Below are 16701 nucleotides of genomic sequence, written 5' to 3'. Positions count from 1 at the left end.
TGCCGCAGGTTTTTCCTTACTGCACGCTAACGCGGACAGGCGTCATGGGGCATGCCTGCGCTATAACAATACTCCGCCCAACAGCAACGCAAGCACGTAAAATGGCAGCGAAATCGCGTGAAAGCGCCACCAGCAGCCATGCGCACCGACCAAACGCATCGCAACGAGGTTCGCCAGCGAACCGATCGCGATGCCAAAGCCGCCAACGCTGACGCCGAATGCGAGCGCGCGCCAATTCTGCGAGAACTCGGCGAGCATGATCGCAGCCGGCACATTGCTAACGAGCTGCGACACCAGTGCGCCGGCAAGGTAAGCTGGCCCCGGCCGCGTGAGATCAGCGCCCGCTAGCAGCTGGTGCACGGTCGGCAACGACGCGGCACTGCGCAGCACGACGAACATCAGCACGAAGATCAGTAGCAACAGCCAGTCGATGCGCATCACGATGTCGCGCCGCCACGCCCCCAAGCCCAGTGCCACCAACGCAAGACCGATTCCGGCATGATGTGCGTCGGCCAGCGCCACGAAGCCGGCAAACGAGACCGCGGCGGCGCAGAACAACGGCCAATCAAGCATGCCCGGCAATGGATCACGCGACAGGACCAATGGCCGCGAGCGGCAGGTCACCAGCGTCAATGCCACCAGCACGGCCATCAGCGCGGCGCACAGCGGCGCAAGCGCGACGATGAACGCGAGGAACGACTCGCCGCTGCGCTGCCACAGGAACAGGTTCTGCGGATTGCCGAACGGCGTCAGGATGGAGCCGGCATTGACCGCCAAAGCCACGAGGACCACCAGGCGGCCGACGGGCAGCGGCACGAGCGCATGCAGCGACAGCATCAAAGGAACAACCACAAATAACGCAACGTCATTGGTGAGCAGCGTTGACAAGCCGGCGGCGAGCAGCACGAGCCACAACGCGAGGCCACGTTCACTATGGATACGACGCACCAGGCGATGCGACGCCCATGTCAGAAATCCTGAATATTCGACCGCTTTGGCCAGCATCAGCAGACCGGCCAGCGTCATCACGGTTTGCCAGTCGACTTGGGCCGGCATGGTGCGCCAGGGCTGCGGGTGAACGCACTGCAATAGTACGAACGCAGCGACCAGCGTCGTCAGTATGGGCTCCTTAGCAAACCCGCGACGCACTGCCACGATGACGCGACGGATCCGGCGATAGGCGGCGCCCGTGCTGCGTAGCACAGCGTCGGGCTGCGCGGAACCAGCGCCCTGCTCGCGTTGCACGAGGCGCGACGACTCCTGGTGAGGCAGCTTCACGCAGTCGCGTCGCGACGCAGGCGTGCCAGGATGCCATCCAATGCATCGAGGCTGCCAAAGTCGATTGTCAGCTGCCCACGGCCACGTCGGCCCATCTTAATCCTGACCGTGGCCGCGACCAGGTCAGACACCTCCTCTTCGAGCCGCATGATGTCACGGCTGCGCTCCTGGCTCGCCCGCTTGGCCGATGGCGGTGTCTCCTTGGCGGTGGCCGCAACCAGCTTCTCCGTTTCACGGACCGACAATCGGTGGTTGACCACCTGGTTCGCCAACGTAATCTGAGTCGCACCATCCACTGCCAACAGTGCCCGGGCATGTCCCATGTCGAGATCGCCCGCCAGCAGCATGGTCTGAACCGGCTGTGCCAGATTGAGCAGCCGCAGCAGGTTCGACACCGCGCTACGCGAACGTCCGAGCGACTCGGCTGCTTGCTCGTGCGTGAACTTGAATTCGTCGAGCAGTCGCTGGATGCCCTGCGCCTCCTCGAGCGGATTAAGATCCTCGCGCTGAATATTCTCGATCAGCGCCATCGCGGCCGCCGCTTCGTCCGCGACCTGCTTGACCAGCACCGGCACCTCGTCGAGGCCAGCGAGCCGTGCCGCGCGAAAGCGCCGCTCCCCGGCAATGATCTCGTAGCGCTGCGCCGCCACCGGTCGCACCAGAATTGGCTGCATCAACCCCTGCGCGCGGATGCTCGCAGCAAGCTCCTGTAATGCACCTTCGTCCATCTGCGTGCGCGGCTGGTATTTGCCGGGTTGCAGCCGGTCCAGCGGCAGCACGCTCGGCAAGCCCTGCTGCTTGACGGCCTCGGTAATGTCGGCACTGCCCCCAAGCAGTGCATCGAGGCCCCGGCCCAATCCCTTCTTCTTGACTGCTGCTGCGTTCATCATCGTCCCTCACGACACGGCTTCGCCGCGACGCCTGTTTCACCCGACCTGTCCATGCGCAAACAGGCCCTATAGCGCACGCACGCGCTCAATCATTTCTGCACCGAATTGCAGGTATGCCTGGGCGCCCCGTGACGCACCATCGAATACGATGCCCGGCATCCCATAGCTAGGCGCCTCGGCCAACCGGACATTGCGCGGAATCACCGCATTGAATACCTTGTCGCCAAAATGCTGCTTCAATTGGTCTGATACCTGCTGTTGCAGCGTGATTCGTGGATCGAACATGACCCGCAGCAGGCCAATCACGGTCAACTCGCGATTCAGGTTCGCGTGAATCTGCTTGATGGTATTGACCAGGTCGGACAATCCCTCGAGCGCGAAGTACTCGCACTGCATCGGGATGATTACACCATGTGCTGCGCACAAACCATTCAGAGTCAGCAACGATAATGCCGGCGGGCAGTCGATCAGCACGAAGTCGTAAGCATCGGCGACCTTAGCTAGCGCGTCCTTGAGTCGTCGCTCGCGTTGCGGCGCGCTCACGAGTTCGACTTCGGCGCCCGCAAGCTCACGATTTGCCGGTAACACGTCGTATCCCGACGTCGGCGCGCGGGTGCAGGCATCGGCGATCGCCACGCCGTCGACCAGTACCTCATAGACAGTGTTATCGCAATTGGCCTTGTCCACGCCACTGCCCATCGTCGCGTTGCCTTGTGGATCGAGATCGATCAGCAACACGCGCTGTCCCTGCATCACCAGGCTCGCGGCGAGGTTAACCGACGTCGTAGTCTTGCCAACTCCGCCCTTCTGGTTCGCGATACAAAAGATTTTGGCCACGGCTTGCTGGCCTGCGGGACTGGTCGCGTTCACCACGCGCGACTCGGCCAGGGTGTTGTCAGCATCGCTCATTCAGGCTCCACAGCTATTTCAACAAGATGACGCTCGGCATCGAGCGACGGAACAGTCAGACGAATGACCTGGCGCACTATCGCGCCGGCCGGCAACCGAGCGATCTCCTCATCCGGACGAACGCCCTTCATGGCCCACAACGCGCCGCCTGGCGTGACCAAATGCCGAGCGAGCGTAACAAAATCGGCCAACTCCGCGAACGCGCGCGATACGATCGCATTGAATCGACCCGGTACGTCAGTCTCAGCACGCAACGTCTGCACGCGGCCGGTCACGATAGACAGGTTCGGCAAGCGCAAGCATCCCTTGGCTTGCTGCTGAAATGCGGTTTTCTTGTGCACGATATCGTTGGTCACTACGTCGCAGAACGGCATAGCGAGCGCGATCACGATCCCAGGCAGACCACCGCCCGAACCGACATCAAGCAACGACGCTGGCGAACGGGACGCGATATGCGGCACGATCGCCAGCGAATCGAGCAGGTGCTGGATCACCATTTGGCGCGGCTCGCGGATCGCCGTCAGGTTGTAGACCGCATTCCATTTCGCCAACAAGCCGACATAGTCCAACAATCCGCCGATCTGCCCTTCCGACAGCGGAACGCCCAACTCAGTGGCACCACTACGCAACAATCGCTCAAGCTCGGGCCGTTGCGCCGCGAAGTCTTCGGGCGTGTTGCGAACTGCTCCATTCCCGGTACGGATCATTGCGCGGTAGACCGAGTGGAGGAAGCGCCCGTTGTGGCATCGACGGCTTCCGATTCAGTGAGAGGGGTATTCGCCGCCACCGCGCTTTTTTTCGGTGTCGAGCGACCCAGACCTTTCTTCAGATGAACCATCAACAGCGAAATGGCCGCGGGTGTCACGCCGGAAATCCGTGAGGCTTGGCCGATAGTTTCAGGACGATGATGATTCAGCTTTTGGCGGACCTCGAACGACAACCCGCGGACCTGCGCGTAATCCAAGTTCGCCGGCAGCCGGGTGTTCTCATGCGCTTCGTTTCGCTCGATTTCGCCTGCTTGTCGCTCGATATAGCCTTGATACTTGATCCCGATCTCGATCTGGTACTTGACCTGCTCGAGTAGCCCCGGATCGTCGACCAATACGTCGGGTGGCGCATAGCGGCTGGCCTGCAGTGCCATCAAGCCGTCGTAGCCTACTCCAGGACGACGCAACAAATCCGCCAGGCTGTATTCATGGTCGATCGGCTTGCCCAGCAACGCAATCGCGTCCTCCTGTGGCAACGTCTTAGGATTGACCCATATCGACTTCAAACGGGCTGTTTCACGTGAAACAGCATCGCGTTTACGCGAGAATGCCTCCCACCGCGTGTCGTCGACGACACCCAATTCCCGGCCGATTTCCGTCAGCCGCATATCGGCGTTGTCTTCGCGCAGGCTCAACCGGTATTCAGCCCGGCTGGTGAACATGCGGTAAGGCTCGGAGACGCCCCGCGTCACAAGATCGTCGACGAGCACACCCAAGTACGCCTGGTCGCGACGGGGCACCCATGCATCGCGCTGTTGCACAAAGCGCCCTGCATTGATGCCCGCCAGTAGCCCCTGAGCGGCGGCTTCTTCATACCCGGTCGTTCCGTTAATTTGTCCGGCAAAAAACAATCCTGTGATCGCCTTCGTCTCCAGCGATGCCTTCAGTGCCCGCGGATCGAAATAATCATATTCGATTGCATAGCCCGGTCGCAGGATATGAGCGTGCTCGAGACCTTTCATCGAACGAATCAGGTCCAGTTGCACGTCGAACGGCAAGCTGGTCGAGACACCATTCGGATAGAACTCGTTCGTCGTCAGCCCTTCCGGCTCCAAAAAAATTTGATGGGAGTCCTTGGTGGCAAATCGATGAATTTTGTCCTCGATCGAGGGGCAATAGCGGGGGCCTACACCTTCGATCACGCCAGCGTACATCGGTGAGCGATCCAGACCATTACGGATGATCTCGTGCGTCCGCGCGTTCGTATGCGTCACCCAGCACGGCACTTGCCGCGGGTGCTGATCGACGCAACCTAGAAACGAGAATACCGGGATTGGATCCAAATCACCCGGCTGCTCTTCCAGCTTCGAGAAATCGATGGATCGGCCATCGATCCGGGGCGGTGTGCCGGTCTTCAATCGTCCCTGTGGTAGCTTCAGTTTCTTCAGGCGCGCTGACAGCGACACCGCGGCCGGATCGCCGGCGCGACCGCCCGTATAGTTGTTCAGGCCGACATGGATTTTGCCGTCCAGAAAGGTGCCCGCGGTCAAGACAACCGCACGAGAACGGAAGCGAATGCCGACCTGCGTGACAGCACCTGCTACACAGTCGCCTTCGATAATCAAGTCGTCGACGGATTGCTGGAACAACCACAGGTTCGGTTGACTTTCCAAACGGCGTCGAATCGCCGCCTTGTACAAGATACGGTCGGCTTGTGCGCGAGTCGCTCGAACGGCGGGGCCTTTGGACGAATTGAGAATACGGAATTGGATTCCGGCTTCATCGGTGGCAGCCGCCATTGCTCCACCTAAAGCATCGACCTCCTTAACCAGATGTCCTTTCCCAATACCCCCAATCGAGGGATTGCAACTCATCTGGCCAAGCGTCTCGATGTTATGGGTCAGCAGCAACGTCTTCGCGCCCATCCGGGCGGAAGCAAGCGCGGCTTCGGTGCCGGCATGTCCGCCGCCAACCACAATGACATCAAATTCGGTGGGGTAAAGCATGATGATGACGCGCCGAACAACCGTGCGCGCCCCTGCAAAGAGATAAGGGAATCAGCGAATTATAGCGGCTCAGCCACGCTAGTGAATTAACCCGCACGACCTATGCGTGAAAAAAGCGTCGTGTTTCACGTGAAACAACTATGAATTATCGCCCCACCCTGGGCGAAGCGGCGCTGACTGGATGCCCACAGCATTGCGCCCCAAGGGTTTGCGCCGAAAACGACAAAGCCACCGGACGACTCCGGCGACCTTGTTAGCCCGTATCCCCTTCTCTGCGTCCCCACCGCACCGGCCCTAGCCGCGAAGCCGGTCGCGAAGAAACGCTACGCTGCGGTCTCCTTGGCAGGGTCCAAGTAGGTCGCAATCATGCGTGGATTCAACGCACGCGATACCGCAGGGCCTTCCCACACCAAGTCGCCAGTCTCTATCATGTAGTCGTAGTCGGGCGTCTGCAACGCGGCGTGCACGTTCTGCTCAATCAACAACGTCGCCACGCCGGTCCTGCGCAGGTTCGCGATGATATGCAAGACTCCTTCGTGATCAGCGGCGCCAATCCTAGGCTAGGCTCGTCGAGCATCAACAGATCGGGCTTGCCCATCAACGCGCGGGCTCACTGCCAACATTTGTCGCTCCCCCGCCGGACAGCGTGCCCGCGGCTTGCTTGCGCCGCTCCTTGAGCCGGAAGAACAAGCTGAAAACCGGCTCGGTCTGATCCAGGTAGTGGCGTCTCCGGCACGCTTGCGTCGATAGGCACAAGCAACAGGTTACCCTCGTCCGTCATCAACACAAACAACTCGCGCTTTTCCAGCACCAAACACGTGCTACGCGCGACGCGGCGCTCCACCTCGATGCCGTTGACGTCTTCGCCCAGATAGCGAATCAAGCCCTGAGCGTGGCCCGTTTTTGGCAACGATCCCATGATAGCGTTAGCAACGTGGACTTGCCCGCGCCATCCGCCCGATGACCGTAACGTTCTGCCCCGCGCCCACCTTGATGTACGTATCGCGCAGCGCGTCGATCTTGCATAGTGCACGTCAAATGCGACACGTCGAGGATGGTTTTATCCGGATTGTTACCGGTGGCCTTCGGACTCTATCCCCAAATACGCTTCGAGCACTACGGGGTCCGCTTGCACTTCGCTGGGCAATCCCACTGCGATCTTCGTCCCGAATTCCATGATGACCCAATGGTCGGTCAAGTTCATCACGCAATCCATGCCGTGCTCGACCAGTAACACGCTCACGTCTTCAGTCTTGAGGCGACGCAATAACTCGGCAAACTACTGTTTTTTTCTGATATTGCAAGCCCGGCTGCCGGCTCGTCCAGCAGCCGCATTAGGTTGTAGCACAACGCGCCGGCAATTTTCAAAATCCGTTTTTGGCCAGGGCGAGGCTGCCAGCTTCGTCATACATCTGCTTCTTCAGCCCCACGCGCTTGATATGCATCGCCGCTTCACCCCGCAAGCGCATCTCGTCCGCGCGTTTCAATTTTCGTGATACTGCGCCATACGCCGGTCGTTCCATGCAGATGGTCGCCAAATCAGGTAGTAGATGCTGCGGCCACTATCCAGTATCCAACCGAACAACTCGAGCGCCGGGATACCGTTGATCCCGTCGTACTTGACCAGCAATTCCATATTGCCGAGCAGGCAGAACAGCGAAAGGCCCCAAGCAATCGTACTCAGCGGCAGGAAGTGCCCGGACATCCGCATCATGAGGGCGCCGATCGCCAGCGCGGCCAGCGCCGTGATGGCGACGCCGCCACCAAGCCGATCCATGGCGAGATCCCATAGCGGATAGCCAGGAACGCAGTCGCATAGGCCTATAGCGGCAAAGTCGCGGCTCCGTATGCGCGCGCATATGCCGTTGATTGGCTATTTATTTAAATTATTAATATTATTTCGGAAAAACCGCGCGTCGTTTCCCCGACACTCAGCAGGCGAATGGGCATGTTGCGCATACATTGCATCGTCCGTCGACGACGCAGAAAAGACGGCGAATCGGTGCACGCCTTTAAGTCGAACAGATCTCACGCTTTCCTCCATTTCGCGATTCTCCATACGCCCGTTACGCTAATACCGCATCGTGCACAGTGATCGAACGTACACCGGCTTCGCCCGCACGCCGCTGCCGCGCATCAGACAATCGAGTTGGTCCACGTCAGGCTCGCTATACCCAACCGGCCGGTTATGTAATTTTGCATAGCGAGTGCGGCAGTGCAGCGCGGCTGCGGCAAGCGCGATCGTGACGACAGGTGCGGCCGCCGGCGCAGGGTAGGCGCAGTCCGGGCACGATCGTAACAGTCATCATGATGGTGACCGCGCCCGGCACACGCAACAGTCACACCGCGTGACACGGCCTCTTGAATCGTGGCTGACATACAATCGGCGACCGCGCAATTGTCTAATAAATATTAATAGACGGTGCAAATAAAAAGCGCTGTTGGACACTTATCCAACAGCGCTTTCGTTTTCGGGCGCTTTACGCCACTTGTCTCCTCATTCTCCACCTGCAATGCGGTGCGTCGAACGGTTTGAAGATTAAACAATCACTTCCCCAGTAACAACTAGCATTTACCCTAGTGGTGCATGACGCTCGAAATAGGTGCCCCCATTGCATCGCCGTGATACGCCACACCGCTGTTGCAGTCGCAACGCACGGTACAGCCACGCAGACGTCCTCTGTGCCCTCTGTCGCCCGCGATGGGCGGCGTGCACAGGCAAGCTCCCATGCACCCTTTCCAGCGAAATTGGGTTAGCGTTGAAACAAGTGGTCTTGCCGGTGCCGTTGGGTCCGATCAGTGCATGAATGGAACCGTGCCCCAGGTGCGGGTCGAATTCATCGCCGCGCCATTTCCGTGCGGCGTCGCTGCCGCTTGCCGTGTTGCACGGCAAGCGGTTTTCCCCCGGCACTGTTTGTTGCGCAGCGGCTCGTTTGTTATGGATGGCCCCCCACCTTGAGCCGACGCGCCAGTTCCACGGCCACCCAATTCAGTCGCGCCGGCTTTTCAAAGGGTTTCACGTCGTATTGCTGAATAACCCGCGCCACCTCATCCTCGTTCGCCTCGCCTGTCACCAGCTTGCCCGTGAGCAGCAAAATGGGTGCGTCGCCGTGACGCGACTGACGGATCGACTGGATAATCGCTTCGGCCGTGCCCGTCTCCAGTAGCCAGTCAACGATGAACCCGTCGAACACATTCTCCCCAAGCGCCGCGCGGAACGTGGCCTCCGTATTGTACGGCCGGGCAATATAGCCATGCGAATGGAAATACGAGCACATCTCTGCGGTCAATAGCGGATCATCGTCCACTATCGCAATGACCGGGCTCGACTCAGGCGCGTCACGAGGGCGAATCAGTATCTGCTCCACCACGAAATAGTCGCCACCCGGTGCCGACTCCACCGGATACACCTTCCAGCGACTGCCCTCCCTTAGCGCAACGAACTCCAGCCCCGATACGTCATGCGCCCTCTCTCCAATATCGGCTAGGCAACGATACTCAGCATCTCCCACATAAAACACCGCTTCTTGCATCTTCGCGGCCAGCGCCCCAACCGGCTCGCCTGAGTCCAGCCCATCGAGCAGCATCGCCGCAGATTCACCATACGCTTGCGCCACAGCCTTGACCTGCGCAATGGTCCACGGATTGGCGCCCTTCATCTTCCGGTGAGCCTGCGAATAACTTAGCCCAAGGATGCGCTGTACCTCCGCCGCATGTTGGCGTTTGCCAACACCATGGCGGTTCAGTAAATCATGAATTCGCATGGCAATCGCCAGCGACTCTTCTGAAATCTTGTCTTCGCTTGAAAACATGTCATGTCTGGATCATCTGCTCGACCCCCGGCCCGGATGCCCGGATCCACCGAGAACCGGTTCGCCAGCATGCAGCATGGCGTGCCCGCCCCCACAATGATGTAGTCATACTCGCCGGCGCCACCACGAGCCAGCGATTGCTGCTGCGCTGCGACTAGTCGAACAACAATGGGCACAATGACACGATGATACGCTAAGCTGCATGAGCAGCCGCGCGGCAAGCGCCGTTCGGCCATTTACCGCACCCATCGTCGTGGAGAGATCAATGGCACGTAACATCGAAATGAAGGCCCGGATTCCGAACATCGACGCGCTGCGCGAGCGCGCGGCGGCGCTCGCCAACGGCGACGCCCCGTTGGTGTACCGCCAGCAGGATCACTTCTACGATGTGCCGCGCGGCAGGCTGAAACTACGGCAGTTCGAGGATGGCACGCCAGCCGAGTTGATCTTCTACCAACGCGATGACCGCGATGGTCCAAAGGTGTCGTTCTACCAGCGCTGTCCGGTCGCGAATCCGCACGCCACGCATGCGCTCCTAGCTGCGGCACTGGGCACGAGCGGCATCGTCACAAAGGAGCGCACCGTCTACCTGGCCGGCCGCACCCGGATCCATCTGGATCGCGTCGACAGCCTAGGTGATTTCGTCGAACTTGAAGTCGTGCTCGCACAGGATGACGAGGAGGCGGGTGGCGAAGCTGAAGCACTCGATATCTTCGGCAAGCTGGGTGTATCCGACACAGACCTCGTGCCGCATGCCTATGTTGACCTGCTGCAGAAACAAGTGACGACATGATCCAGAAACTCAGCGCCGACGAGCGCTCGAAGCTCGGCTCGACATTGCCCGCATGGCAGCCGGTCAGCGGCCGTGACGCGATTCAGCGCAAGTTGCAGTTCGCCGACTTCAACGCGGCGTTCGGCTTCATGACTCGTGTGGCGATCAAGGCGCAGGAAATGAACCATCATCCGGAATGGTTCAATGTCTACAATCGGGTCGAGATCACACTGGCCACGCACGAGGCAGGCGGCATCACCACGCGTGACGTCGAGCTGGCCGGCTTCATCGATTCGATCGTCGGCGCGTCATGCTGTTAAAGGCTCGCGCGGGCGCTGCCTTTCACAAATGTCAGCGCCCGTTCAACCGTATGTAAGCCTGCCACGCCTCGCGCGCCACGGGGTCTAGCGCGTCCTCCGGAATGGCGTGCTGACGCGTTACAATCAAAAGCGCATAAGGTTTCGATAACGCGCTCGCCTCGTTGCCCAGGCGCAATTCATCACCGGTGGACGGCGAGCGAGCACGCCAGTAGTTGATTGCAGCTTCCAGTTCGTGAATCGAGATATTGGACATCGCGGGCCCTTGTGCAAAACGCGGGGCCTTGTCGCCCCGGCAGGCGGTCCAACCCATTGTACTTGAGCGACTTTCATGCGACTTCTCCTGATCGAAGATGACCGCCCCATCGCACGGGGTATCCAGAGCAGCCTAGAGCAGGCGGGCTTTACGGTGGACATGGTCCACGACGGCATTTTTGCGGAACAGGCCTTGACACAGAACCGGCATGAACTTGTGATTCTCGATTTGGGTTTGCCGGGCATCGACGGCATGACGTTGCTGGCGCGATTCAGGCAGACGAATCGCCATACGCCGGTCATCGTGCTAACCGCCCGCGACGAATTGGACGACCGCGTGCAGGGCTTGAACAGCGGCGCCGACGACTACATGATCAAACCGTTCGAGCCGGCCGAACTCGAGGCCCGGATCCGTGCGATCATGCGCCGCAGCGGGTCGCATGGCGACATGCCGCGTCCGGAGGTAAGCCTCGGCGGCCTGAGGCTATCCGGCGTCGATCGGCGCATCTTCAACGACGACAAGCCGCTCGAGTTGTCGCCGCGCGAGTTCGCGGTGCTTGAGATGCTGCTGTTGCGCCACGGGCGCGTGGTCAGCAAGGCGCAGTTGCAGGACCACCTGACGCACTTCGGCGGCGACCTCGGCGACACGGCGATCGAGGTCTATGTGCACCGCGTACGCAAGAAGCTTGAGCATTGCCGCGTTGAAATCGTGACCGTGCGCGGCTTCGGCTACCTGCTTCAGGAAATCCGCCAGAATCCGTGACTGCTGCCAAGAGTCTACGCCGCTCCCTGCTGCGCAAGCTGGCGGCGCCGTTGTCAATGCTAGCGTTGATGAGCGGACTCATCGCGTACTGGCTCGCGTGGGAATACACCGAGCGAGTCGTTGACCGTTCGATGATCGACCTGGCCAGCGCGATTGCACGGCAGGTCGAGCTGTCTGGGCCGGACGCGCCGCGGACCGTGCCGCCGCTCACGCATGCGATGTTTTCCGATCCGGTGCAGCAGTTAATCTACCGGGTGAGCCGCGGCAATCAGCTGATCGCTGGCGACCCGGCATTGCCGCTGCACGGCACGCGGGTGCGCCACATGCACTACGCGTACGTGTTCGACGCCCGCTATGGCGACAGCCTGGTGCGGGTGGCCCAGGTACGGGTCGAACAGGTAAACGGCGATGCAATCATCATCGAGGTGGGCCAGCACGTCACACACGGCTACCAAATCGCCGCTGAATTCCTCGTCGCGATCATGATACCGCTGCTAATTTTGCTGTTCGCCGGCTGGGCAATCGTATGGCGTGTAGTCAACCAGCAATTGAATCCGCTCACCGACCTGGCTGACTCGCTGAACCGCCAGACGCACCGATCGCTGGAGCCCGTGGATGAAACACACGTGCCACTGGAAATCCGCCCATTGACCAGTGCACTGAACGCGTTACTCGATCGGTTAAAAGCGGCGCTAGACGCACAGCGCAAGTTCATTGCCGATGCCGCGCACCAACTGCGCACGCCGTTGACCGCAGTCAAGCTGCATGCCGAACAGGCCAGCGTGGCCAAGGACAATACGACGTTGCGGCTTGCGCTACACGAGCTGCGCACCTCGGCAGACCGCGCAGTGCGCCTATCTAACCAATTGTTGTCGTTAGCCCGTGCGGAACCGGAGGAGCAAAACGCGCGATTTGTCGATATCGACCTGACCGAGCTTGCGTTCGACACCGGCGCGGAATGGGTGCCCCGTGCGCTGGCCGCGCAGCTGGATCTGGGCTTTCACTACGATCCACCACCGGATGGCAAACCGCTGATCGTGCGGGGTAATCCAGTGCTGCTACGCGAGGTCATCGGCAACTTGATTGATAACGCGCTCAAATATGTACCACCGGCGCGGCCCAGCGGCGGCGGCACCGTCACGGTCACGGTCGGCCATGTCGATGTCCTGCTCTCCGAGGCCGAATCGGCCGACGATCGCGCGACTGTGGCCGTCGAATCAGCCAAGCGCGCCCCCGGAGCCCGGCCGCCCGCCAACCTGCGCCGCTGGGCGGAAGTGGTTGTCGAGGATAACGGCCCCGGTGTGCCAAAGGCGCTGCATGCCGACCTGTTCAAGCGCTTTTTCCGCGGCGATGCGCAGACCGGCAGCGAAGGGCCGATGGGCGCGGGCCTGGGGCTGGCCATCGTGCGGGACATCATCGCGCTGCACGGTGGCTCGATCCACTATGAAGACACGCCAGGCGGCGGATCACGATTTATCGTGCGCCTGCCGCTGCCGTCGTTGCGCCAGCCTGGACACGATGATCCGCCGCCGGGACCGGCCCACTGAACTCTGGCGCGGCCTACGAATACAACCCGGCCTAGCCGGCACGGGCCCCGCCGCGTTCAGCGCTTTTTCTTCACCGAGGCCAAATTGCCGTGCTGGCGACTGCTGTTGCGCGGCTTCACGTCGCCGCTGCTGGCACGCGGCTTTTTACCGCCGCTGCCGGACACCGGCGACGATGTTGCGAGCATCGTACCGCGGCACTTCTTCGCGCCGCACCGGCATTCATATTCCTTCTTCAGCTTCTTTGTCAGTCGTGCGTCGATGACCAGCCCATAGTCGTAGAACAACTCCTCATCCGGCTCGATCGTACGGATCGCATGGATGAATACGCGCCCGTCGACCTCCTGCGCTTCGCAGTTCGGCGCACACGAATGATTGATCCAGCGCGCACTGTTGCCGTCAACCTTACCATCGATCACTGTGCCATCATCTAGCGCAAAATAAAATGTATGGTTCGGCTGCTCAGGATCGTGCGGATGGCGACGCAGCGCTTCCTTCCAGGAAATGCGCTCTCCTTTGTATTCGATCAGCTGCTCGCCCGGCGCAATCCTGCTGGTCGCGAACACGCCTTTGCCATGCACTCCAGAGCGGCGTACGGCGATCCTGCGTGAACTCATCGAATCGTCCTTCCCCGAAGAATCAACTGTGAAACTCCGCATCGTACACGCACACCATTGCGCTGTTCAACGCGGGCACGCATCGAATGCATCGCGAATCGCACCGACGAGCCGTACCGCGCATGTCTCACAATCCGAGGTCCGCTGGCGTGATACGGCCAGCCGGTTCCACCGCGCTCGCCTCGATGGTCCAGTATGCCGGCCCTGGACAGCGCCAGTTGGCCCAAACTGATCATGTGCCAGTTTGCGGCCCGGCCCTGCAACGCTGAATACCGGCACATCGGCGACATGACGATCCGGTTCGCGAGCGTCATGTCGCGCAGCCGACGACGTTGCGGCGCTCCCCTTCAGACAGCTTGCGAGAAGATCTTCCAGGTTCTCTTCTGTGTGGGTACGTCGGCTTCTTCAAAGACCGAACAATCGAGCCGCAGGTCTGTGTCGCCCATCGACAGATCGAGCAACTCGCACCGGTGCGGTGTCTTCTTCGGCGTTTTGCTCGGCACAAAATGAGTACATGAGACACACATCCGATGACGTGGAATATGGTCCTTCTCCTGCATCTGCCAGATCATCTTCAACAACGAGCGATAGAAGTGCGATTGCTCCTCCGTGCGCAGCACACTGAGTGCATGCCCGATGAAGTCGGGCCATTGCAACGCCTTTTTGGCAGCCGTCTTGCCACGCGCGCTCAGGCGCACCGCGAGCGCCCGCCCATCGTCCAGCGCGCGGCGTTTCTCGACCAAGCCCTTGCTCTCCAAGGTACTGACTGCATCGCTGGTGGTGGCCGGTGTCAATGCCGTTTCACGCGCGATCTCGCCTAGACGCATCGGTCCCTTGCGCTGCATCAACAACACCAGGATTTCTCCCTGGGTCGGCGTTAGGCCCACGCCTTCTGCCCAGCCCCAGGCCTGACTGCGCATTGCCGTACTCAGCCGCAGCAACCCATGGGTAATTCGACCGGTTACCCTATCGCCGTAGACCCCTTCGCTCATAGTCGTGTTTTGCAATCCATCCAAGATAATTATAAAGATGGGAACCTGCAGCAATGCACTGCAGCTCCCGCCGCCCGGTTCACTGTTGGCGCCGCGCAGCCATGCGCCAGAACGCCAACAATGAAAGTTCGTACCACGATGTTCTGTGGCCACGTTACCGGATCGACGTGTCCATTCTATGCGATCCTGAATGATAGGTCATGTCGCAATCAAACATAAACGGTGGATAAACCCGTGAAAAAACGGCGTCGATCATGGTGCATCAATTCTGAATAAGTGTCCGACGGTAGCGGCAAGCTAACCTCTGTTCATCGCGATCCAACGTAGCAACGCCGCAATCTCTATTGTTATCATTTTCATAACATATTGATGTACTAGTGTTTTCTGCAGTTTTCCACGCTGTGGGCCCGCCTTTGTTAACGACTATTATTGTTCTATACGAAAATTCTGATAATCTTGGTGAGGATGTCGAATCGAGCCCACTACCGTATTAAGCGCAAACATTTCGAACCTTTACCAAGCTTTCCGGATGCCTACATATTATGGCGGACAACGATAAATTACTGGGGTTCCGTGGGGCTATTCGTTATTCAATAAGTCGATCCGGGCGCGGCCACCACACGCCATACATCCGGGATTACGAAACAATTGCCGGCACAGCGATAGTGGCAACGCGGCAATGTGTCAGCCTCGCCAGCGTAGCGTCTGCTGCCGCACCACTTCGGGTAACGACTGTTCCAGGCTGAAGACATTGCGCAGCCATGTCGCATCATTCTCGCCGCCTCGCGCAATTCGCTCGATATCGGTCAGCGCGCCGATCGAGCCCAGCGCGCGTGCATGCGGCTCTAGTGCAGCAAGCGTTGCCAGGATATCTTCACCGATCGTGCGCCGCTCACGGGTCTGTGGATTGACAAATACACCGGAAAGTCCGAAACGGCATGCCTCAAAACGGTTGAACGTATAGACGAGATAGTCGTCCTCGGACAGCGTCAGCGGCCGCTCGAGCAGCAAGTAACGTGCGAGCGCCTGGATGTACGACGCAATCGCCGCAGCCCGATCGATCGACAGCGGCGTATCCATCACGCGTACCTCAATGGTGCCGTAGCCGGGCTTCGGCCGGATGTCCCAGTAGAAATCCTTCATGCTGTTCACCACGCCGGTGCTGACCATTTTCGAGAAATACGTCTCGAAACCTTTCCACGTCAGCTCGTACGGCGCGCGGCCCGAGAGCGGAAATGCAAATACCGAATTTAGCCGTGCCGAATGAAATCCCGTATCCACACCTTGCACGTATGGCGATGAGGCTGACAACGCGATGAAATGCGGAATATACCGCGACATCGAATGCAATAGGAACAATGCACTGTCCGCGTCCGGGCAGCCGACGTGCACATGCTGGCCGAACACGGTGAATTGCTTGGCCAGATAGCCGTACAGTTCCGATAGATACTGGAACCGCGGCATGTCGAAGATCTGCCGCTCGTTCCATTGCTGGAATGCATGCGTGCCGCCGCCGCATAGCCCGACATTGAGTTGATCGGCCGCGCAAACCAGCATGTCACGCAGCGCGCGAAGCTCGTCCAGCGCCTGTGCATGGGAGCGGCAAATGCCGGTCGACAGTTCGATCATGCTTTCGGTGATCTCGGGTGTGACCACGCCTGGGGCCTTTTGGTCCTTGATCAGCCGCATCAGATCGGATGCGGCCTTGGTCAGGTCATAGTCGTGCGTATTGACGACCTGGATCTCTAGCTCGATGCCGAACGTGAACGGCTCCGAATTGATGAAGGGTTCGAGTGCCATAATCAACGCCTCTGGATGCTTCGCTTGTTGTACACCTGG

At 59.8% G+C, this 16701-nt stretch carries 15 protein-coding genes and 3 pseudogenes; 4 read left to right on the top strand and 14 right to left on the bottom strand.

The genetic code is table 11. The features are described from left to right. Positions 1-60 precede the first annotated feature (60 nt). The 9 genes and pseudogenes from B0B13_RS12710 to B0B13_RS12670 all read right to left on the bottom strand — a co-directional run bounded on the left by B0B13_RS12710 (position 61) and on the right by B0B13_RS12670 (position 9602). Complete coding sequence (locus B0B13_RS12710) at positions 61-1170, bottom strand: SLC13 family permease (protein ID WP_076787546.1); 1110 nt, start codon at positions 1168-1170, stop codon at positions 61-63. 104 nt (positions 1171-1274) lie between these two features. Further along, positions 1275-2165 (bottom strand): ParB/RepB/Spo0J family partition protein, encoded by an 891-nt coding sequence (locus B0B13_RS12705; RefSeq protein ID WP_076787544.1) that lies wholly within the window; start codon positions 2163-2165, stop codon positions 1275-1277. Positions 2166-2234: 69 nt separating this feature from the next. After that, positions 2235-3005: a ParA family protein gene (locus B0B13_RS12700; protein ID WP_076787542.1), complete on the bottom strand. Its 771-nt coding sequence runs from the start codon at positions 3003-3005 to the stop codon at positions 2235-2237. Positions 3006-3073: 68 nt separating this feature from the next. After that, entirely contained in the window at positions 3074-3784 is a 711-nt protein-coding gene (gene rsmG, locus B0B13_RS12695) for a 16S rRNA (guanine(527)-N(7))-methyltransferase RsmG (RefSeq protein WP_076796739.1), read from the bottom strand. Beyond that, positions 3781-5790, bottom strand: coding sequence for a tRNA uridine-5-carboxymethylaminomethyl(34) synthesis enzyme MnmG (gene mnmG, locus B0B13_RS12690; protein ID WP_076796738.1), 2010 nt, complete (start codon positions 5788-5790; stop codon positions 3781-3783). Before mnmG ends, rsmG begins: the two co-directional genes overlap by 4 nt. Positions 5791-6113: 323 nt before the next feature. Next, positions 6114-6809: pseudogene (locus B0B13_RS12685) on the bottom strand (ABC transporter ATP-binding protein). A gap of 53 nt (positions 6810-6862) precedes the next feature. Then, positions 6863-7326: pseudogene (locus tag B0B13_RS20100) on the bottom strand (ABC transporter ATP-binding protein C-terminal domain-containing protein); the annotation flags it as partial. Continuing rightward, entirely contained in the window at positions 7274-7567 is a 294-nt protein-coding gene (locus tag B0B13_RS20095) for a hypothetical protein (protein ID WP_076796737.1), read from the bottom strand. The gene B0B13_RS20095 and the pseudogene B0B13_RS20100, both read right to left, overlap by 53 nt. 1159 nt (positions 7568-8726) lie before the next feature. After that, positions 8727-9602 carry a helix-turn-helix domain-containing protein gene (locus B0B13_RS12670; protein ID WP_076785857.1) on the bottom strand — a complete coding sequence of 292 codons (876 nt, stop codon included), beginning with the start codon at positions 9600-9602 and terminating at the stop codon, positions 8727-8729. A gap of 265 nt (positions 9603-9867) precedes the next feature. Between B0B13_RS12670 and B0B13_RS12665 the strand changes: the two genes are divergently transcribed. Next, on the top strand, positions 9868-10395 hold the full coding sequence (locus B0B13_RS12665; RefSeq protein WP_076796736.1) for a class IV adenylate cyclase: 528 nt from the start codon (positions 9868-9870) through the stop codon (positions 10393-10395). Beyond that, positions 10392-10694, top strand: coding sequence for a 4a-hydroxytetrahydrobiopterin dehydratase (locus B0B13_RS12660; protein ID WP_076785855.1), 303 nt, complete (start codon positions 10392-10394; stop codon positions 10692-10694). Before B0B13_RS12665 ends, B0B13_RS12660 begins: the two co-directional genes overlap by 4 nt. Before the next feature lie 31 nt (positions 10695-10725). Here the strand turns inward: B0B13_RS12660 and B0B13_RS12655 are convergent, their stop codons facing one another. Further along, positions 10726-10947, bottom strand: a complete 222-nt coding sequence (locus B0B13_RS12655) for a DUF3717 domain-containing protein (protein WP_076785854.1) — start codon at positions 10945-10947, stop codon at positions 10726-10728. 75 nt (positions 10948-11022) lie between these two features. Here B0B13_RS12655 and B0B13_RS12650 point away from each other — a divergent pair, with 75 nt between their 5' ends. Further along, a complete protein-coding gene (locus tag B0B13_RS12650; RefSeq protein WP_076785853.1) occupies positions 11023-11709 on the top strand; it encodes a response regulator in 687 nt (228 codons plus the stop codon). Between the two features lie 56 nt (positions 11710-11765). Continuing rightward, positions 11766-13256 (top strand): sensor histidine kinase, encoded by a 1491-nt coding sequence (locus B0B13_RS12645; protein WP_237573785.1) that lies wholly within the window; start codon positions 11766-11768, stop codon positions 13254-13256. A 56-nt stretch (positions 13257-13312) separates the two neighbouring features. Here the strand turns inward: B0B13_RS12645 and B0B13_RS12640 are convergent, their stop codons facing one another. From B0B13_RS12640 to B0B13_RS12625, 4 genes and pseudogenes are all read right to left on the bottom strand, one after another. Further along, positions 13313-13870, bottom strand: coding sequence for an SET domain-containing protein (locus tag B0B13_RS12640; RefSeq protein ID WP_076785851.1), 558 nt, complete (start codon positions 13868-13870; stop codon positions 13313-13315). Between the two features lie 130 nt (positions 13871-14000). Continuing rightward, positions 14001-14184: pseudogene (locus B0B13_RS19470) on the bottom strand (oxidoreductase); the annotation flags it as partial. Positions 14185-14217: 33 nt separating this feature from the next. Continuing rightward, positions 14218-14862, bottom strand: a complete 645-nt coding sequence (locus B0B13_RS12630) for a MarR family winged helix-turn-helix transcriptional regulator (RefSeq protein ID WP_076785850.1) — start codon at positions 14860-14862, stop codon at positions 14218-14220. Between the two features lie 684 nt (positions 14863-15546). Continuing rightward, a complete protein-coding gene (locus tag B0B13_RS12625) occupies positions 15547-16662 on the bottom strand; it encodes a YbdK family carboxylate-amine ligase (RefSeq protein WP_076787538.1) in 1116 nt (371 codons plus the stop codon). Positions 16663-16701 lie beyond the last annotated feature (39 nt).

Source organism: Burkholderia sp. b14 (assembly GCF_900156195.1).
In the GTDB taxonomy this organism is placed as follows: domain Bacteria; phylum Pseudomonadota; class Gammaproteobacteria; order Burkholderiales; family Burkholderiaceae; genus Mycetohabitans.
The sequence above is the reverse complement of the archived record's forward strand: the minus strand, read 5'-3'. Positions and strand labels throughout refer to the sequence as shown.